This is a genomic window from Candidatus Methylomirabilota bacterium (genome assembly GCA_035315345.1).
Lineage (GTDB): Bacteria > Methylomirabilota > Methylomirabilia > Rokubacteriales > CSP1-6 > CAMLFJ01.
The window spans coordinates 1-18,810 of sequence record DATFYA010000022.1 but is presented as its reverse complement, the minus strand read 5'-3'; the positions used below and the strand labels follow the sequence as shown (position 1 = coordinate 18,810).

The following is an 18,810-nucleotide window of genomic DNA, read 5'->3' as shown; positions in this document are numbered from 1 at the left end:
GGTGCCGTCGCCGAACACGTCCTTGTCCGCGGTCAGCGGCTCGACCTTCCGCTTTTCATCGATCCAGCTCTTGAAGCCCGCGACGTTGGCGCCCTGCATCGGCGTCGGCGAGGTGATCTGGTCCCAGAACGTCAGCTTGAGATCCTTGTACGCGAAGGTGTCGGAGAAGCGGCCGACGTCCGTCGGCGTGGCGCCGGTGCCGCAGTCGATGCGGGTCAGGGTGACGTCGGCGGGCGACTGGGCCCACGCCGGCAGGCCGGCGAGAAGGGTGGCGCACACGCCGACCACGAACAGGAACGGAGCTCTCCGCATGGTGTCCTCCGGGCAGGTTAGGGGTCGACGCGCTCGATCTTCACGCTGCGGCGCGTGCGAGCGGACTCGATCATGGCCAGCGTGACCTCCACGACGCGCAGCCCGTCCAGGCCGGTGGCGGCAGGCTGGCCGCCGGTGGCGACCGCGCGCTGGAAGTCCTCGATCTCGGCCACGTAGTTCGGGAGCAGGGCTTCCGGGTAGTCGGCGGTCTCGTTGACGGTGTCGCTCGTGGTCTCGAAGCGACCGGTGCGGGCCTCCCACATCGAGTGGTGCCCCGCGATGAGCCCGGTGATCCCGTACACGCGGAAATCGTTGCGCGAGTCGGGCAGGAGGCGGCTCGCGACCACCTGGCCGAGCGTGCCGTTGCCGAAGCGCAGGGTGAGGCAGGCGAGCTGCTCGAGGGGGCGCGCGGCCGTCTGGCCGTCGGTGACCGCGGTGATCTCGTCCACGTCGGTTCCGAGCACGAAGCGCAGCAGGTCGACCGAGTGCACACCGGTGCCCATCATGGTGGACGCGCCGCCGATCAGCTCCGGCGTGTCCCACCACCGCGTGAGCTCGGTGCGCGGCGGCGAGCCGTCGCGGCCACGGACGCCGAACGCCCACTGTGCCTGGGCGAGCACGATGCGCCCCAGCGCGCCGGCGGCGACCAGCTCGCGTGCGCGTCTATAGGCGGGGTGCTGGCGCAAGTTGAAGGCCACGCCGAGGGTGACGCCCGCGCGACGGCACGCGGTCAGCATACGCACCGCGTCGGCGATCGTGGTGGCCATCGGCTTCTCGCACAGCACGTGCTTTCCGGCCTCCGCGGCCTGGACGACGTGCTCGGCATGCAAGGCGTTCGGCGAGGCGACGAAGACGCCGTCGACCCGCGAGTCCTTGAGGAGATCGCCGAGCCGGCTGTACGCGGCGCGTGCGTGGTGTTTGCGCGCGAAGGCCTCCGCGCGCTGCTGATCGCGGCTGTACACGCCGACGAGCTCGCCGCCGTCGCCCGCGGCGATGGCCGGCGCGATCTTGATGTCGGGATGCTTGCCGGTGCTGACGATGCCCCATCCGAACGCCATGGATTCCCCGGGTCAGGCCGGCCGGCTGGCCTCGAGGAGGGTGCGCACGTGCCGCACCGCCCGGATGATCTTCTCCTTCGTGTCCTTCCACGGGGAGAAGGTCGGCTCGGACCTCGGGGCCAGCATGGCCGCCTCGATGGCGGGCTCGTAGGGGTGCGAGGGGGTGTCGTTCGGCATGACCAGCACGGGCACCGGGCAGCCGGCCTCCTGGTAGTGGATCCGGACCGGGCCCTTCTCGTAGAACGCCATGGTGGTTCCCCTTTCGCGGCGGATCGAGTGCGAGGGGCAGCATACCGCAAACGAGGGGAAGAAGGTCAGCGCCGCCAGAGCCGCTCGGCCATGACGCCGACCGACCGCTCCACCGCCTCGGCGGCATCGAGGATCATGTCCTCGCGAAAGCGACGGCCGACGATCTGGACGCCGACCGGCTGGCCGTCGTTCTCGTTCGCGGGCACGACGGCCGCGGGCAGGCCCATGAAGTTCATGGCGTAGCTGTAGAGCGCGCTGCCGAGCACCTCGCGCACGCCCTCGGCGCCCTGCTCGTCGCGGTTCCAGGTGAAGATCGGCGCCGGAAGAAACGGGGTGAGCACCAGCGGATAGTCGGCCATGAACGTGGTCCAGGCGCGAATGAACCGATTGCGGTCGGCCATCGCCTTCAGGAAGTCGAGGCCCTCGAACGGCTGGAAGTACCGGTAGTACTCGTCGAAGATCGCGACGACGGTCTTCGAGCCGTACTTGCGCACGTCGCCGTCCATCAGCGCCTTGGCTTCGCCGAAGAGGCAGCGCGCGCCGGTGACGGCGGCCTCCTCGAGGAGGGGCGGCTCGACCTCACGCACGTCGTAGCCGGCGGCGGCCAGCACCGAGCGCGCGGTGTCGAGGGCCCGGGCGACCGCGGGGTGCAGGGGGAAGTCGAAGATGTTCCGGGTGAAGGCGACCTTGATCGGCCCCGGCTCGGGCGGCCCCTCGAATGGCATGGGCACCTGCCAGGGATCGCGGGGGTCGTAGCCGACGAGCGAGCGCATGGCCAGGCGCACGTCGCGGACCTCGCGACAGATCACGCCCTGCACGGACATGACCTGTGCCAGCATGCCGCGCTCGACGGTGGCCGAGGGATTGTAGGCCGGCACCCGGCCGAGACCCGGCTTGACCGTGGCCGCGCCGCAGGCATAGGCCGGAAAGCGGAGCGAGCCACCGATGTCGTTGCCGTGTGCGATCGGGCCATAGCCCATCATGACCGCGGCGGCCGCGCCGCCCGAGGAGCCGCCGGCCGAGGCGGTGGCGTTCCAGGGATTGAAGGTGCGGCCGTGCAGCTCGTTCACCGTGGTCCCGCGGAAGGAGAACTCCGGCGTGTTGGTGCGCCCGATGATGATGGCCCCGGCCCGACGGAGATTGGAGACCACGGGCGCATCGTCCGGCGCGATCACGCCCTTGAAGGCGACGACGCCGTTGGGCGTCGTGCACCCCTTCTGATCCACGTTCTCCTTGATCGTGACCGGCACGCCGTGCAGCGGCCCGATCGGACCGCCGGCGCTCACCGCCTTGTCGTGGGCCTCCGCCTCGCGCAGGGCAGCCTCACCGAGGTCGTCCACGACCGCATTGATCTTGCCGTTGGTGGCGCGCATGCGGTCCACCGCGCTGCCCACGGCCTCGACGGCGGTCACCCGGCGCGCCGCGATGGCCTCGGCCAGGTCGCAGGCGCTCCACTGCCACAGCGGTCTATTCGAGGCTGCCATTGCTCGCTCCCCTCGGCCTCACGTTAGGGACAGGGGTGCACGTCGCGCCCACGCAGCCGAGTATGGTCAGGCGCGACGTCCTGTGCGTTCACCGATCCGTCGCAGGGACAGCCACTGGCCGAATTCGGTATCGTACGTCGCGGGCGAGAAGGAGCCACAGGCCGCGTCCGGATACCAGGTGAGCTCGCCAAAGACCACCCGGTCCTCCAGGTCGTAGAAGTCCGCTCGCACGAATGGCAGGCCCGCGGCCAGAGCCGTCGCGTAGTCGACGATGGTCCTGAGGTTCGGCGGGGGAGGAGCCTGCGCGGCATTCGGCGACACCGGATAGATGTACTCGACGGGCACGAACTTCCAGGGGAGCCGGTAGAGCGCGCGCGTGTGCTTCGTGAATCGGTCACAGTCGACCTGGACGAGCCGTGGGACGCCGTCGAAGCAGAACAGCTTGTAGTCAGAAGGAATCGCCCCGGCGGGGGTCTGGAGCATCCGCTCTCCGAGGATCACGGGTGAAATATTCTTGTACGCCCACTCTCGCAAGTGCCAGTAGAAGTTGCGTTGCCGCCACGCCTCGAGCTGCGCGCTGGCCGCGGTCACGTCCAGGCTGCTCCGGTCCCGGATGAAGAGGTTCATTCCCGAGCCCGAGTTCAGCTTGAGGACGCACGGCGTCGGCAGCGTCGTCCACGGAATGACCTCGGGCCGCTCCCAGGTCCCGATCAGATCCGTGAGGACCCCGGGCCCCAGCCGATCCTCGACATAGCGTCGCACCGTCACCTTGTTCGCGAGCTGGGGCAAGAGCGGAGAGCGTTCGTATCGCCGGATCCAGTGGATCTTCTCGTTGAAGGTCGTCGGACGTCGCCAGTCGATGCGCCGCCCGAACACGCGTCGGAACTGCCGCGCCTGCACGACGTGATCAGGCGTCCAGCGCGCCACCGCGGCTCGAAGCCGGTTACGACAGCCGGCAATCAACCAGCGAGCCACATCCACCGGGCGTGCGGAACGGGGTCCGTGCATTGGTCTCTACGCCGGGGACATTGTCGGCCAGAACTCGCGCGTTCGAAATCCAGCGTGGCTGTCAGCATACCGTAGAGCCTGGGATCGGCAAAACTCCCGGGCGACCCCTTGACCCTCTCAGACTCGCCAGGTACGCTCGGCTCAGTGTCGACGCGATCGTAAACTCGCAGGCCTGCAGTCGAGGAGCTTCGGCCGGTGAAGTGCTCCGAGTGTCAGCACGAGAACGAGGCCGGCGCAAGGTTCTGCGAGGAGTGCGCGGCCCCGCTGGCCCGCCTCTGTGCCAAGTGCGGTCGAACACTATCCCCGACGGCGAGATTCTGCCCCAGGTGTGCGCACCCGGCTGAATTGGCCACCGCCCCGTCGGGAGCTCAGGGTTATGTCTCTCCAGAGTCCTACACACCCAAATACCTCGCCGAGAGGATCCTGAGCTCCCGGAGGGCCCTGGAGGGCGAGCGCAAGCAGGTCACCGTGCTCTTCGCGGACTTGAAGGGTTCGATGGAGCTGCTGGAGGATCGCGATCCCGAGGAGGCGCGCGCACTTCTCGACCCGGTGCTCAAGAGGATGATGGAAGCCGTCCACCGGTACGAGGGGACCGTGAACCAGGTGATGGGCGATGGGATCATGGCGCTGTTCGGCGCGCCCCTCGCACTGGAGGACCACGCGGTGCGCGCGTGCTTCGCCGCGCTGGCCATGCGCCAATCGCTTCGTATGTATGCCGCGGGACCCGAGAGCCGCGGCATGGACATCCTCGTGCGGATCGGCCTCAACTCCGGAGAGGTCGTCGTCCGATCGATCAGCAGTGATCTGCGCATGGACTACTCGGCCATCGGCCAGACGACGCACCTGGCCCATCGCATGGAACAGATGGCCCCGGCGGACTCCATCTTCATCACCCGCAGCGTGCGGCATCTGGCCGAAGGCTTTGTGACCGCGCCGCTCGTCGGCAATGTCAGCGTGAAGGGTCTGAAGAATCCGGTTGACGTGTATCAGCTCACCGGAGCCCGCTACGGCGCCACGCGGCTGCAAGCCGCGGCGGTACGCGGACTCACGCCATTCATCGGTCGAGACGCCGACCTCGAGAAGATCGCTCAGGCCCAGGCCGCGGCGATGCAAGGACGCGGGCAGGTGGTCGCGCTCGTGGGCGAGCCCGGCGTGGGGAAATCGCGTCTGGTCTGGGAGGCCACGACGTCGTCGCGAGTCGCGGGATGGCTTCTGCTCGAGGCGGCCGCGCTCGCGTACACCAAGAGCACGCCATACGGTGTCGCGGTTGACTGGCTCAAGGGCTATCTGCAGCTCGAACCAGACTATGATCACCACAAGATCGCGGAAGCACTCGAGGGCAAGCTCGCGGGACTGGGAAGTGGGCTGCTGGAGCTGCTTCCCGCCTTTCAGTCGCTTCTGGACATTCAGGTGGCCGACCCAGGCTGGTCGGCGCTCGACGCGATGGTTCGGCGGCAGCGGATCTTGGACGCGTTGCGCCGGCTGCTCCTTCGCGAAAGCCAAATCCAGCCGCTGTTACTCGTGGTCGAGGATGTCCAGTGGATCGACTTCGAGAGTCAAGCGTTCCTGGACAGCCTCGTCGACAGCCTCGCCGCCGCGAGGATTGTCCTGGTCGCGACGCACCGTCCCGAGTATCGTCACGATTGGAGCGGTCACACCTATTTCACGCGGCTGCCGATCAATACGCTGACGGCACCCAACATCGACCAGCTCGCGGCGACGCTCCTTGGACACTCCGTCGAGCCGATCCGGCGTCGTCTGGTCCAGCTCACCGAAGGCAACCCGCTCTTCATCGAGGAGTGCGTGCGCACGCTCGTCGAGACTGGCCTGCTCGTCGGGCGGCGCGGGGCGTACCACGCGGTCGGGGAAGTGACCGACCTCGAGATTCCGCCAACCGTTCAGGCCGTGCTGGCGGCCCGCATCGATCGCCTGCCTCCCGAAGACAAGAGCCTGCTTCAGATCGCGGCGGTGATCGGCAAGGATATTCCGTTTCCCCTCTTGCGCGCGATCGTCGACGAAGGCGAGGATCTCGTCCGGGCGAGGCTCGCGCGCCTGCGCGCGGCGGAGTTTCTCTACGAGACTCAGCTGTTCCCGGTGCTGGAATTCACGTTCAAGCACGTCCTGACGCATGACGTCGCGCACGCGAGCCTGCTTCAGGAGCAGCGGCGCGTGCTGCACGCGCGGATCCTGTCGGTCATGGAGTCGATGTACGCCGATCGCCTCGGGGAGCACACCGAGCGGCTGGCCGATCACGCCACCGCGGCCGGCGCCTGGGACAAAGCGGCGGACTATCACCGTCTGGCGGCGGATCGAGCCATGACCCGCTCGGCGCACCGCGAGGCCGCGCAGCGGTTCGATCGCGCTCTGGAGGCGATCGCGCAGCTGCCGGAGACACACGAGACGATCGAGAGATCCGTGGATCTACGGATCGACACCCGCAAGGCGCTGTTTCCGCTCGGGCAGTACGCGCGCGGTCTCGGTCGTCTTCGCGAGGCCGAGCGCATCGCGGAGAAGCTGGACGATCCGCGGCGGTCGGCGCGCATCGCGGCCGCCATGATGGCCACCTTCTGGTGGATGGGCCGATATGACCTGTCGCTCGAAGCCGGCGCCCGGGCGCTGTCTGCGCCCGAGAGCGCGGGGGACCTGGCGCTGCAGATCGAAGTTACCTTTCGTCTCGCCCAGAGCCATCAAGGGCTCGGGGACTACCGGAGGGCGATCCAGTTTTACCAGCGCAACGTGGACGTGATCGGTCCGGCCCGGCGCTTCGAGCGGTTCGGGCTGACGGTCCCGCCCGCGCTGTTCAGCGAGAGTTACCTGATCTGGTGCCTGGCCGAGCTCGGGGACTTCAAGACCGGGGCCGCCCGCAGCCTGCGGGTGCTCGGCGCCGCACGCGAATCCAAGCACCCGTACACGCTCATTACCGCCAACTACTGTGCCGGTCGACACGAGCTGATCAGGGGTGAGCTGCCGAGAGCCATACCGCAGCTCGAAGAGGCGTTCGAGCTGACGCGTGTGTACGAGTACCCGGTGTGGTTTCCCAACACCGCCTCGTCCCTCGGCTACGCCTATTTCCTCGCCGGCCGTCACGCCGAAGGGTTGTCGCTGATGGAGCAAGCGGTCGAGCGTGCCGGTCTGCTGGCGCAGGCGTTCGTCCATGCGCTGCGCCTGGTGTTCCTGGCCGACTCGCTCCGGCAGCTTGGACGACGCGAGGCCGCGCACGAACGGGCCGTGGAAGCGCTCGAGGTGGCCCGGACACATCAGGAGGCGGGGTCTGTGGCCTACGCGTTGCGTACGCTCGGGGACGTCCACGCGGACGACGACAGCGAACGCGCGCGGTCATGCTTCGAAGAGGCGGCCGAGATGGCCACCCAGCTCGGCATGCGCCCGCTCGTGGCGCACTGCCAGTTCGGCCTGGGCGAGCTCTCCAAGCGCCGGGGCGACTTCGCCGCGGCGGGCGAGACGCTTCGCACCGCCGTCGCGCTGTATGGGGATCTCGATATGGAGTCGTGGCGTCAGCGGGCGGAGTCCGCGCTCTCGTCGATCACATAGCGGGTGAGCCGCGCCATGCGTCTCTCGCCGGTGCTTTGTCGCAATCCAGATCTCCCCGCGCTCGCGTGAATGGTCGGGAACTTGTCCGACCCCATGATTCGTCCGGCCATACCAATGTATGCGATCATCCCGGCGGCATGCTCTGGAGGCTGAGGCGGTCAGTCACCAACATCCGCGAGGCGATGCAACGTCGCGCGGAATTCGGCGCTGCGCTGGGGAGCGCGAGCGACGTCAAGCTCGTTGTCGGCGCGAACGGCACGCGGTTCGATGGGTGGATCAGCGCCGATAGTGAGAAGGAGCTCGATCTGCTGGACTGCCGAGCGTGGGAGCGGGCCTTTGCGCACAAGCGGTTGAGGCACGTTCTGGCTGAGCACGTCTTCGAGCATCTGACGTTTAGGGGCGCCCTGAAGGGACTCGGCGTCATCCACCAGATGCTGGAGCCGGGAGGAACGCTCCGCTTCGCGGTGCCCGACGCGTATCATCCGAGCTCCTACTACCGCGACATGGTCCGGCCGGGAGGACGCGAACCCGCCGCCCGCGAGCATCAATACTTCTGGAGCATCGAAGACATTCCGGTGGTTGAGCAGGCCACCGGGTTTCGCGCCGAGCCGCTGGAGTATTTCGACAGTGAGGGATTCTTTCATGCGGTGCCGTTCACTGACGAGCGCGGATATATTCGGCGATGTTCGCGCCACTACGATCCGAGGGGTCGGCAGTCCGATTGGGAGTACAGCCGGATTCCCGCGACAGTTCCCGAGCGTCTACGCGGGGAGTTTGAAGCCCGAGGCCTGACCTACACGTCGCTGCTCGTCGATTTTGTGAAGGACTGACCTCACGCGTCAGCCGATCTCGGTGGCGGGCCGCCATCCGAATTGGTCGTCAGTCGACCACGAGATTCACGACCTGCCCCGGCACGTGCACGAACTTCTGCCCCGCTTGCCCGGCCAGACGCGCCGCGATCCCGTCCGCGGCCAGCGCCGCCGCGCGCGCAGCCGCCTCGGTGGCGTCGCGGGCGAGCTGGACGCGTCCGCGCCACGGTTTCACGGCCTCGAGCGGTCCCGTGAACGTCTCGTAGAGCCGGAGCGCGTTCGACTTCCGCTCGTCCTCCCCCAGGATCGTCCCCTGGTGCACGAGCTTCATGAACGGCTCGGGGTGCCGGACGTGACCGAGATCGAAGAGCACCTTGTGCCAGAAGCGGGCGTGGAGGAGGTGGAGCACCGCGTGCTCGGCGCCGCCGACGTAGAGAGATCGACGGGCATCCACGCGTCGTAGCTGTCCATCGTGCGGTCGCCTCGACGTACGCCACGACGCCCTCGCGCCGAGCCGGAGCTCAGCGCCTAGCGGTCGGGCACGGAACACGACCACACCTGGAGGGGCCAGCGCAGCACCAGGCAGCGAGCAGATGCGGCTGGACTGAGCGTGCACTGACCATGCCGCCTGACAATGACCGTCCAGACGGGGTTGCCCTGCGCACGTTTCAAGCGTATCTCTACACTGCCGGCGAGAAAGACGGCGGGAAGTGGTACTACTTCCGTCGGTATGTTGAAAGACCGCCGAGGACGTCGTTCGACGGGTTGAAGGCGACTTCAAGGTGTGGGCAGAGGGTCAGTGACGTGACACGCCGAGCGGTCACGCAGGTGATCGTCTCTGCCTTTGAGGAGGCCCACGATGCCGAATGCGATCGTCGACCCCCTGTCGACGGCGAACCCGCCCTCGCACTGAGGTCCCGAAGACTGCGCCTCGCGGGGCGAGGCCAAGGGCGTGATCGTCGGCGGCGGCGATTGGCTTCTCTCGTCGAGTCTCGACCGACGCACGGTCCTCAAGGGGGCAAGCACGGTCGCGCTCGGACTGCTCGCGTCCGCCTGCGTTCCGACCGCTGTGCGATCGGCAGGGGCGGTCAGCGTCGCGGAAGAGCGTGAAACGGTCTATGTCTTCAATGTCGGGTCCAAGGATGTCACCCTAATCGACGTCGCCAACCGCCAGGTGCGCGAAACGCGACCTCTCGGCGCCGCGGTGCGCTGGTTGTCCAACGAGCAGACGTACTGGGACGGGTCACGGATCTGGACCTACGACTTTCCCAATGATCAAGTCCAGGCCATCGCCATCGATCCGAAGCAAGTGGCCGTCACCAAGACGATCGCCGGGCTCGGCAAGGGGCCAGGCCACAGCCTGGTGGTGCTGCCCGACAAGAAGAAGGCTGCCGTCAACGTCGCCGGTGACAACCTCATCGCCTTCCTCGATCTCGAGCATGCGACCGTGGACGGGACGCTTCAGACGGGCGCGTTTCCCTGAGACCTTCACCTCACGCCGGACGGTCGGTTCGGCTTCACCCCGGAGCGCGAGGCGGACACGGTCTCGAAGATCGACATGGTCAGCCGAAAACTGGTCAAGACCATCTCGTTCCCGGCCCGGAGCAGGCCGCACATGTTGCGCGTGTCTCCCGACGGAAAGGAGGTATGGGTGCAGACCGCCGAGGCTAACACGAACGTCGTCCTCGACGCCTCCGATCTGTCGGTGCTCGCGACGCAGTTGACTGGCAAGCAACCCGTGACCAATGCGTGGACGCCGGATCGACGCTACTCGCTCGTCACAAACGGCCAGGACACTTTCGCGCAGATCTTCGACGCACGAACCTTCCTGGAAGTGAAGCGCCTGACGATCGGCCGGGGCGGCTCCAACATCGGGTTCAGCCGGGACGGCCGAAGCGCCTTCATTGCAGTGCGCGGGACGAACGAGGTCGCCGTGATCGACATCGCGAAGCTGGCGCTAGCGAGCCGGATCAAGGCGGGCACGGAGCCTCAAGGCCTGATCGTGCGCTGATCGCCTGAAGGGGGATCCACCGCCGATCCCGACCACTCGTCGGCGGCCCAACCGGCGCGCGACATGAGCGCCAGTGGCGCCGCGGCGGCGCACAGCAGCGCCATCGCCAGAAATGCCCGACCGCCGAGGCGCGCATACAGGTGGCCGGACGCCAGCGTGAGGACCGCGGTTGCGGCGGCCGGCCCCAGCGCGTATGTCGCCTGCGCGGTTGCGGCCAGACCGGGCGGGACGACGGCGGGGATGACGCGCATGCAGGCCAGGTGCAGCGCTGCGAAGGTGAGCCCGTGGAGCGGCTGGACGAGAGCAAGCGCCGTCACGTCGGTTGTCGACGCGGCGACGACCCAGCGGACAAGCCCGGCCGTCGCCGCCAGCGCCATGACGCCCCCGGCGCCGAGCCGCCTCACCAGCCAAGGACCAATGAGAAAGAAGACCACGACCTCCGCGGCGACCGACTCCGACCACAGCACGCTCACCGTGGCCGGATTGACGCCCGCCGCGCTCCAGCGGATGACCGCGAACGTGTCGTGCATGGCGTGGCTGCCGAGCACGAGAGTGGCGACGAGGATGACCCGACGAAAGCCGGCGACACGTAACAACCCGACGATACCCTCGCGCGGCGCCGGGTCGCTCCTGGCCGCCACGCGATTCGGCCGCGGGAGAGCTGGCACGATCGGCGCCATGACGCCGGCGAGGGTTAGCAGAGACGCGTGCAGCACCAGGATCGAGCCGAGGCCCCAGGCCCCGACGACTTGTCCGCTCACGAGCGTGCCGACGATGAACGCGCCGGATCCCGTGCCGCGCACCCAGCCGTACTCGAACCGCGCGCCCACCGGCCTTGACCCGCCTGCGCCCACCGCCAGCGCGTCGGCGAGCGTGGTGATCGGCGCCAGCACGGCCGCCTGCAGGACACTGATCGCGAAGAGCGCGTGGGCGCCAGCCATTCGTAGCAACCCCACGGCCAACACTGCCGCGAGGACCGTGCACATCGCGAGGACTCCTCGAAGGGCCTGAGTCAGGTCCGCCAGGCGCCCGAGCACCGGGCCGGAGATGAGCCGGATCGCCGTGCCGGCGCCAAAGAGAGCACCAAGCTGCTCAGCGGTGAGCCCGCGGCCCTCGAAGAAGGCCGGCATGAACGGGGAAGACACGCCGAAGGCGCCGTACATGAGCGCGTAGAGCGCCACGAAGCGCAGCAGCGTGTTGGCGTGCGTGACCGGCCGATCAGCCTGCTTCAACGCTACCGTTGTCTGCATGTCGCCGGGGAAGTCGGGTCGTCGAACGTGTGCGCGTGGCGAATGCGTCCGTTCGATACCAGCTCGAGAAATTGTCCTCCGAGAGCGACGACACCATTGGCTCCCTCCGGCGGTGGCGTCCCACGGCGGCCTCTGGTCCCCGTGACGTAGTCTGCCACACTCGGACGCTGGCCCCTCCATGCCACCCCGACCACATCGCGGCCACCGGGTAGGCTTCCTCCCGCGGCCCGGCGTAACCCGCGTGAAGGAGTAGGGAGACGTGCCCCGGGCTGACACGAAGATGGCGAGAGATGAGGCCCGGCACTCAGGCCGAAGCCCTCTTCAGACTCGACCGGATTTCTCGACGGTGCCGCGAGCCTGCAGATACCGAGCGACCAGCCAGCAGATCAGTGCCCAGACTAGACCGGCGCACCAGCCGGCAAGGACATCCGTCGGGTAGTGCACTCCAAGATAGACGCGGCTGCCACCGATCAGGAACGCGGCGAGCAGGGCCACAGTGAGCAAATAAACTTTCGTCCGGTGCCGCGTCGCAAAACGCGCAAGCAATGCTCCCAGCGTGAGATATAAGATTGCGGCCAACATCGAGTGCCCGCTCGGAAAGCTTGGCGAGGAGACGGCGACGAGGTGCGAGACGACCTCGGGTCGATCACGGCCGAAGTGGTGCTTCATGATAGTGCTGAGCAGCCCGCCCCCACCTGTGGCTGCGGCTACCAACCACATCGCACCGTACTTTCGCTCCAGGGAAAGGTACCCGATAGCGAAGAGCGTGACGGCAAGTAACATGGTCCGGCCGCCGAGTGCCGTGATATCGTGCGCCGCCTCCATGAGCCACGATGGCCCGACCGGAACGTGTGGATGACCTGGGACTCTCAGAAGGCGAAGAAGCCACTCGTCGAAGTTCGCCAGCTCCCCTTCGCCAATCTCTTCCGCGATCCTGACGAAGCCGAAGAATGCCAGCAATATGATCAACATGGCCACGAGTACGGCCGCCTCCTGTCGGGTGAGCCATCGCACCCCAGTGAGGACGCTGCGGCGCGTGGCCTGTGCGGCCTGCCGCAAGCGAGCGCTGCGCCAAAGGCGCCGCGAAGACGTCACACGAGCTGGTGATGAGCCAGACGGCTTAGTGCCAGACGCATTCGTTACCACTTAGGCTCCTACCCGCCCATTCTCGCGGTTGTGCGACACCGCGACCTTGTGATTGACGGAGCACGCGGATTCTCTCGTGAGTTCACCGACGAAGATCTGTTTGAGGATGCACGTCAGAGCTCGGCCACTCCGTACACGTGATAGCGTAGCACTTGCGGCGAAGCCTGATGCTGCCGCCAGCCGGAACGTAGCACGGCTGGCCTCCGGGTTCGTTGAGGTGTCTGAGTAATGCCGCCTCCGTTCGCTGCACCAAAGCGCAGGAGATGTCGTTTCGTCACGCTCTCCACCGGTACTCCTCTCTCAGGGCTTAGCCGAATTGCCCGAACCGCGAAGGCTTGTCAATCGCGTTAGACTGACAAGGCGATGGCCGTGGCGCCCTGGATTGTGACGTGCACGTGCGGGTGGACCGTGACCGCGTTCTCTCCGGAAGACGCCTGCCAACTGATTCACGAGCATCAGCAGAGCGCCGGATCCGAACGACGGCACTTCATCACCATCAAAGGTTTGTTGCCCGACCGGCAAGTTGCCAGCGAATAGTAGTTTCGTCCGGGGGTCCCAGCGGCGATCAGGCCGAGCCTTACTGCGGATATAGTCTAGGAATGTGGCGATCGGTTGGCGTGTTTGTCGATAAGATTGTCGGACCTGTCCGCCTTGTTCCGCCGACAGACGCGGGGGAAAGTCGCCCCGCCGATACCGGCGGACGCCAAACCCGCTAGCGGCTCGCCACCACAGAGTGGTGGCCGGTCTGCACCGCGCGGGTAAGGCCGCCGTGCCCGGCCATACCGTCACCGACCACGGCCCCGGCACGGGCTCCGACTGCAGGAGGAGGCCATGCCCAGCCAACACGACCAAGATCGACCGAAACCGCGTCGTCCTTATCCTCAACACGATCCTCGCGCTCGAGCTGGCCGGCGTCGTGCGCTACGTCCACTACTCTGCATGGCCGGCCCCCGCCGCCTATCCGGCGAAGCGGAATGCGGCCTCATAGATGACCGGAACGGTCTTCGTTGGCAACGCTCCGGGAGCTGGACGGTTGTATTCGGTGAGGGGGACGGCCGGATCAGGCGCGAACCCAGCACCCGCGAGCTCCGACAGAAGCTGGTCCCCGGTGAGGAAGCATTGCGGCTCACCCGAGAACTGCGTGAACACGAACGATTCCCCGGTGACCGCCTCCGCGTCGGCCGGCAGTGTATGACGCGAAAACGTGAAGACGAACAGACGGGCTCCCCGCCTTGCGACGCGGGCCGCCTCATGAAGCGCGCGGCGAAACTCCGCCGCCGAGCCCGCGAGATTCCAGATGCCGTGGGCGATCACCAGATCCACGCTGCGGCTGCGGACCGGGAGCGCGTCCATCGGGCTGAGCAGCACACGGAGCCGATCGGCCAGGCCCTCATCCCGCGCCCGCGATGCGGCGGCCGTGAGCATCGGCCATGAGAGATCGAGTCCGGCCACGCGCCAGCCCGACCGCGCCAGGGGAATCGCGTTCCGGCCGGCGCCGCAGCCGAGATCGAGCGCTCGTGCGGTGGGCGCGTGCGACAGCACGCCCGTGGCGTACCGGACGAGGACGGTGTTCGGAGGCGACTGCACGAAGCCCGCGACGGTGTCGGGACTGCTCCAGAAGGACTTCGCAAGAGGGTCCACGATCAGACGATACCGCGGTGCCGAGGCGGGCACGAGCGGCTGGGGGCGACCCGTCCGGCGCGACCGATGCAACGGGCTCAGCGCCCGGCCGGGGTCGCCGCGTAGCGCGCGCGGGCCAGCTCCACGATCTCGAGGATCGTCTGGCCGTAGGTGCGTCCCGAGGCGCGGGCTCCCTTGATGAACTCGGCCCCGGAGGCCAGATAGGGGTTGGGATTCGCCTCGATGAGATACACCTTGCCGTCCGGGGTCAGGCGGAAATCGACGCGGGCGTAGTCGCGCAGGCTCAGCGCGTGGAAGGCGGTGAGGGCGGCGTGACTCATCGTCTCCTGCACGTCGTCGGGGAGCTCGGGTACCAGGACCTTGCTGCCCCGATACGCCTGCGTGCCTTCCGCCCACTTCACTTCGCTGCCCGCGATGCGGGGTGTCCCTTTGGGCAGATGCGAGAGATCGAGCTCGACGGCGGGTAGGGCGTGGGCCTGGTGGTTGCCCAGCACGCCCATGTAGATCTCGCGGCCCTCGATGTACTGCTCGATGAGCACGGGGTGATCGAACTCGGACTGAAGCTGATCGATGCGCTCCATCAGCTCCTTGATGCTGCCGACGAGGGCGTCGAAGCCGATGCCGATCGACCCGTCTTCGCGGGCTGGCTTGACGATGACGGGGAAGTCGATGTCGTGCGCCGAGTCCAGCCGCCCGCGCCAGACCACCGCCCAGCGGGGCGTGGCCAGACCGTGGAAGCTGAAGATCTTCTTGGCCAGCGCCTTGTCCATGGCCAGGGTGAGGCCGCGGGCCCCGGAGCCGGTGTAGCGAAGCCCCAGGAGGTCGTAGTACGCCGCCACGTGGGGCTCCTTGGTGTCATCGTCACCGAAGGACTCCACCAGGTTGAAGACGAGATCGGCCTGGGCCTGGGCGAGTGTGCGCAGGCACTCCGGCGTGCCGTCCACGGCGAGTCCGGACACCTCGTGCCCGGCCTTGCGCAGGACGTCGGCGACCTGCTGGACATCCGTCTTGCGCCGGCCCTTGGGGCCGTCGATCGACTCGTCAGCGCCGTGGGCGACGATGATTCGCATGCTGGGCGTCCCCCTCGTGGCCCCGGCGGCCACGGCCGGAACGGCGAGCACGGGGGATGAAGCGACCGTGGGTGAGGAAATTCATCACGAGGGTGGTCGCGTACGTCGTCAGCTCCACCAGCGTGGCGGCCTCCGCCGCCGCCGGCACCGCGAGACCGAGACGCGCGGCTGTCTCCTCGATCCTCGTCACCAGCGCCCGGATGACGCTCCGGCGCACGCCGGTCCAGTACTCGATGCGGTTGACGAGGACGGGGCGGTGCTCTCGCAGGAAGTCGGCGGCGGGCCGGGCCCCGTGCCGGCGACGCACGAAGAAGTCGGGCAGGTCGTGCTCGAGCGCCACGTCGACGGGCTCCGGCACCGGCTCCTGCGCTCGAAAAAATTCCTCCACCGTCATGTTCATCTCCTCCACCGTGATGTCGGTGGAGGCCAGACGCACGAGGGGATCGGTATCGCCCAGCCGGTGCGCCGTCCGGTCGACGTAGCGGAGCTTTCGCATGGCCGGCCAGCCTCGATAGCGCTGGCGCCAGCGCGAGCGGGGGGTCAGCCAGACCGCGAAGGTCTCCGCGAAATCCTCGTCCGGATGTTTTTGCGCGTACCAGCCCTCCATGTGACGTACGAAGCGGCGATCGAAGGGCACCGGCCGGTAGCGGTCGCGGTAGGGTCGATTGAAGGGGCCGAACAGCTCCCGCCATTCCGGCGTCTCGTACAGCTTGTAGGCGTAATTGAAGGCGTGGCCCGCCTCGTGCCGCAGGTACATGCGAATCTCGCGGGCGTCCTCGACGTCGTCCAGCTCTTTTTCGAGACGCGCCAGATTGGCGTCGGCCAGGTAGAACGGGATCCCGATGATCGGCTCCTCGTCCGGGCACCCCCACTCGTCGGTCAGATAGGTCGGAGGCCGAAACCGCTGGAGTCCCTTGGCCTCCAGCTCGCGATACAGGTCGGCGACGTACCGCTCGACCGGGGATCCCTCGAGCTTGAGACCGAGCTCGTTGACCCGCTGGGAGAGCAGCGGCTTCAGGTCGGCGGGAGCCGTCTCGAACCCGGCCATCGCCTCCATGCTAGCCCGGCCGGCGCGCCCGGGCCAGCGCTCTGCGTCGACGCTCGGCGGCCGGAAAAGGACTGGCCTCGCCGTCGCCAAGGGCGGATGCTAGCATGTCGTCGACAAGGAGGCCTCATGGACAGCAAGAGTCTTCAGGATCTGGTGGTCGCTCCCAATGAGAACTGGTCGGGCGTGCTGACGCCGGGGCAGACGCTCCGCATCGTGGACCTCGAGGGCAAGCAGGCCGTCGACTTCCTCTGCTACAACGCCGACGATCCGGCCGACCGCTACAACGCGGCGGATACGATGAAGTACAACAAGAACGTCTACCTGGGCGAGGGGCACGGCATCTATTCCGTGCGCGCCACGAAGCTCTTCACGATCGTGGCGGACACGATGGGCGGCGGGCACGACACCATCGGCGGCTGCTGCAGCGCCGCCAGCAACCTGTTCCGCTACAACGTGCCGGACACGCCGAGCTGCCACGCCAACTTCCTCCGCGCGCTGGCCCGGCACGGGATGGATGAAAAGGACATCGTCGCCAACATCAACTTCTTCATGAACGTCCCCGTGCTGGCGGACGGGACCATGGGCATCGTGGACGGCCGGTCGAAGCCGGGCGACTACGTCGAGTTGCGGGCCGAGTCGCGCGTCCTGGCGGTGATCTCCAACTGCCCGCAGACGCGGAACCCGTGCAATGGCTTCAAGCCGACGCCGATTCGGGTGGTGGTGAGCAGCGCGGGTTGATCGCCGGCCGAGGCGGCCGAAAATGGCCTGCTGGCAGGCCACTCTCGTAGCCGCAATCTCGTGCTCATCGGCCACTGCTCGGTTGAGCATGCGGCGGTCCGATATTTTCCAGCAAGCGAATGGGGCAGGATCGACGCCGCTATGTCTCCTGTCCTGACACGCGTGTCAGCAAGCGTCCACTGAAGCGCGGTCGCCGTTCTAGGCCACGTGCTCGGCCTTGGGTCGGGCCGAGGTCGGAGAGGCGGCGCCGGCGTGGGTCCGACTCCAGATCCCTCGTCACTTCAATAGGATGTGCCTCGCGACGGAGCACCGGCGAACCGTCCCCGACGTCGAGTTCTCCACCGCCATCTCCCGGCAAAACTTGGCGTTTTTCATGCACCGCCGCGGGTGCTCGATCCTGCCGTGAATGGACGCATCGCAGATTTGGAGGAGCGCATGCTCGCGATCCGGGCTCTGGTGCACGACATCTTCGACGTCCGGGCCGCGCTCAAGCTCTCCCTCGGCCACCGGCGCACACGGACCGGCAAGGCGCCCGGCTTGCCGGACGCCGCCTCCGACCACTCGATACCTCGCCGGACCGCGTCGTCATCCGGCAGCCTGAAGCGTCAGCCCAGCCTCGAACGCCCTGGCGAGGTTCCCACCAGGGCAGACGTCATCACCGTGGAGACCCTGAAGGAGGCCCTGGTGCGGGCATCCCGAGAGCGGCTGCGCCTGGGTGAGGCCCTGGTGGCGATGGGCGTACCCAACGTCGGCCCCGAGCTGGTCGTCCTCCTGGATGACCTCCCGCCCGGCGATGTGTTGCGGGCCCTGGCCGTCCATCTGCAGATGGATTACCTGTCCGCCGACGAGATGCCGTCGGTACCCCCGTCTGTCAAGGAGCTGTCTCCCAAGTACTTGCGCCAGTATGTCGCCTGTCCGATCGCGGTCGACGGTGCGACGGTCACGGTGGCAACGGCCGAGCCCACGAATCCCCAGCTGCTCGACGAGCTCCAGCAGCTGCTCGGCCTGACCGTCAAGCTGTGCGTGGCGCCGGCCCCCGCCATCCTCGAGGCCATCGAGCGGGCCTACGGGGCCAATACCGCGCTGCAGAAGATCGTGGGGGACATGGGGACTGCGGGCGCGTACCAGCACGCCGAGCCGGAGGAGGACGTCAACCACCTCCGCGACATGGCCTTCGAGGCGCCGGTGGTGCGCCTCGTCAACCTGCTCATCGACGGGGCGCTGGCCGCGGACGCCTCCGACATCCACATCGAGCCGTTCGAGGACAGCCTGCACGTCCGCTACCGGATCGACGGGCTGCTCTACGACCAGGAGGCGCCGCCCCGCCGGCTGCAGGCCGCGCTCACCTCGCGGATCAAGATCATGGCGGAGCTGAACATCGCCGAGCGGCGGCTGCCCCAGGACGGGCGCATCCGGGTGACCGGGCAGGGCGGACGG

Annotated in this window: 16 protein-coding genes and 1 pseudogene; 6 read left to right on the top strand and 11 right to left on the bottom strand. The window is 67.6% G+C overall.

Annotated features, from left to right (window positions below; translation table 11 throughout):
* The 5 genes from VKN16_03890 to VKN16_03870 form a co-directional block, all read right to left on the bottom strand.
* A partial coding sequence (locus tag VKN16_03890) for a hypothetical protein (GenBank protein HME93347.1) occupies positions 1–312 on the bottom strand: 312 nt, incomplete at its 3' end.
* Between the two features lie 17 nt (positions 313–329).
* The gene (locus VKN16_03885) at positions 330–1,370 is read right to left on the bottom strand and encodes a Gfo/Idh/MocA family oxidoreductase (protein HME93346.1); all 1,041 of its coding nucleotides are present in this window, start codon (positions 1,368–1,370) and stop codon (positions 330–332) included.
* A 12-nt stretch (positions 1,371–1,382) separates the two neighbouring features.
* The gene (locus tag VKN16_03880) at positions 1,383–1,619 is read right to left on the bottom strand and encodes a hypothetical protein (protein HME93345.1); all 237 of its coding nucleotides are present in this window, start codon (positions 1,617–1,619) and stop codon (positions 1,383–1,385) included.
* A gap of 65 nt (positions 1,620–1,684) precedes the next feature.
* Positions 1,685–3,103 (bottom strand): amidase family protein, encoded by a 1,419-nt coding sequence (locus VKN16_03875; protein ID HME93344.1) that lies wholly within the window; start codon positions 3,101–3,103, stop codon positions 1,685–1,687.
* Positions 3,104–3,169: 66 nt separating this feature from the next.
* A complete protein-coding gene (locus VKN16_03870) occupies positions 3,170–4,003 on the bottom strand; it encodes an ATP-grasp fold amidoligase family protein (GenBank protein HME93343.1) in 834 nt (277 codons plus the stop codon).
* Positions 4,004–4,306: 303 nt separating this feature from the next.
* Here VKN16_03870 and VKN16_03865 point away from each other — a divergent pair, with 303 nt between their 5' ends.
* Positions 4,307–7,660 carry an adenylate/guanylate cyclase domain-containing protein gene (locus VKN16_03865; protein HME93342.1) on the top strand — a complete coding sequence of 1,118 codons (3,354 nt, stop codon included), beginning with the start codon at positions 4,307–4,309 and terminating at the stop codon, positions 7,658–7,660.
* 137 nt (positions 7,661–7,797) lie between these two features.
* A complete protein-coding gene (locus VKN16_03860; protein ID HME93341.1) occupies positions 7,798–8,490 on the top strand; it encodes a hypothetical protein in 693 nt (230 codons plus the stop codon).
* A 202-nt stretch (positions 8,491–8,692) separates the two neighbouring features.
* Here the strand turns inward: VKN16_03860 and VKN16_03855 are convergent.
* Positions 8,693–8,905, bottom strand: a pseudogene (locus VKN16_03855) (hypothetical protein).
* Positions 8,906–9,421: 516 nt separating this feature from the next.
* Here VKN16_03855 and VKN16_03850 point away from each other — a divergent pair.
* The gene (locus tag VKN16_03850) at positions 9,422–9,952 is read left to right on the top strand and encodes a hypothetical protein (protein HME93340.1); all 531 of its coding nucleotides are present in this window, start codon (positions 9,422–9,424) and stop codon (positions 9,950–9,952) included.
* 168 nt (positions 9,953–10,120) lie between these two features.
* Positions 10,121–10,480 (top strand): hypothetical protein, encoded by a 360-nt coding sequence (locus tag VKN16_03845; GenBank protein HME93339.1) that lies wholly within the window; start codon positions 10,121–10,123, stop codon positions 10,478–10,480.
* On the opposite strand, the gene VKN16_03840 is transcribed toward VKN16_03845, so the two are convergent.
* The 5 genes from VKN16_03840 to VKN16_03820 form a co-directional block, all read right to left on the bottom strand.
* Positions 10,459–11,712 (bottom strand): MFS transporter, encoded by a 1,254-nt coding sequence (locus VKN16_03840; GenBank protein HME93338.1) that lies wholly within the window; start codon positions 11,710–11,712, stop codon positions 10,459–10,461. The genes VKN16_03845 and VKN16_03840 overlap by 22 nt on opposite strands.
* 339 nt (positions 11,713–12,051) lie before the next feature.
* Positions 12,052–12,702 carry a phosphatase PAP2 family protein gene (locus tag VKN16_03835; protein HME93337.1) on the bottom strand — a complete coding sequence of 217 codons (651 nt, stop codon included), beginning with the start codon at positions 12,700–12,702 and terminating at the stop codon, positions 12,052–12,054.
* A gap of 1,131 nt (positions 12,703–13,833) precedes the next feature.
* Positions 13,834–14,517: a class I SAM-dependent methyltransferase gene (locus VKN16_03830; protein HME93336.1), complete on the bottom strand. Its 684-nt coding sequence runs from the start codon at positions 14,515–14,517 to the stop codon at positions 13,834–13,836.
* A gap of 77 nt (positions 14,518–14,594) precedes the next feature.
* On the bottom strand, positions 14,595–15,587 hold the full coding sequence (locus tag VKN16_03825) for an ATP-grasp domain-containing protein (protein ID HME93335.1): 993 nt from the start codon (positions 15,585–15,587) through the stop codon (positions 14,595–14,597).
* A complete protein-coding gene (locus tag VKN16_03820; protein ID HME93334.1) occupies positions 15,559–16,635 on the bottom strand; it encodes a hypothetical protein in 1,077 nt (358 codons plus the stop codon). The genes VKN16_03825 and VKN16_03820 overlap by 29 nt, the downstream gene beginning before the upstream one ends.
* Before the next feature lie 126 nt (positions 16,636–16,761).
* Here VKN16_03820 and VKN16_03815 point away from each other — a divergent pair, with 126 nt between their 5' ends.
* Both VKN16_03815 and VKN16_03810 read left to right on the top strand, forming a co-directional pair.
* Positions 16,762–17,373: a DUF1989 domain-containing protein gene (locus VKN16_03815; protein HME93333.1), complete on the top strand. Its 612-nt coding sequence runs from the start codon at positions 16,762–16,764 to the stop codon at positions 17,371–17,373.
* Between the two features lie 435 nt (positions 17,374–17,808).
* Positions 17,809–18,810, top strand: a 1,002-nt coding sequence (locus VKN16_03810; protein HME93332.1) for an ATPase, T2SS/T4P/T4SS family, incomplete at its 3' end; no start/stop codon positions are given.

Coding starts and splice junctions, on each gene's coding strand:
- VKN16_03860 (HME93341.1), top strand. CDS start 7,798: ATGCTCTGGAGGCTGAGGCGGTCAGTCACCAACATCCGCGAGGCGATG.
- VKN16_03825 (HME93335.1), bottom strand. CDS start 15,587: ATGCGAATCATCGTCGCCCACGGCGCTGACGAGTCGATCGACGGCCCC.
- VKN16_03815 (HME93333.1), top strand. CDS start 16,762: ATGGACAGCAAGAGTCTTCAGGATCTGGTGGTCGCTCCCAATGAGAAC.
- VKN16_03875 (HME93344.1), bottom strand. CDS start 3,103: ATGGCAGCCTCGAATAGACCGCTGTGGCAGTGGAGCGCCTGCGACCTG.
- VKN16_03820 (HME93334.1), bottom strand. CDS start 16,635: ATGGCCGGGTTCGAGACGGCTCCCGCCGACCTGAAGCCGCTGCTCTCC.
- VKN16_03835 (HME93337.1), bottom strand. CDS start 12,702: ATGTTGATCATATTGCTGGCATTCTTCGGCTTCGTCAGGATCGCGGAA.
- VKN16_03880 (HME93345.1), bottom strand. CDS start 1,619: ATGGCGTTCTACGAGAAGGGCCCGGTCCGGATCCACTACCAGGAGGCC.
- VKN16_03885 (HME93346.1), bottom strand. CDS start 1,370: ATGGCGTTCGGATGGGGCATCGTCAGCACCGGCAAGCATCCCGACATC.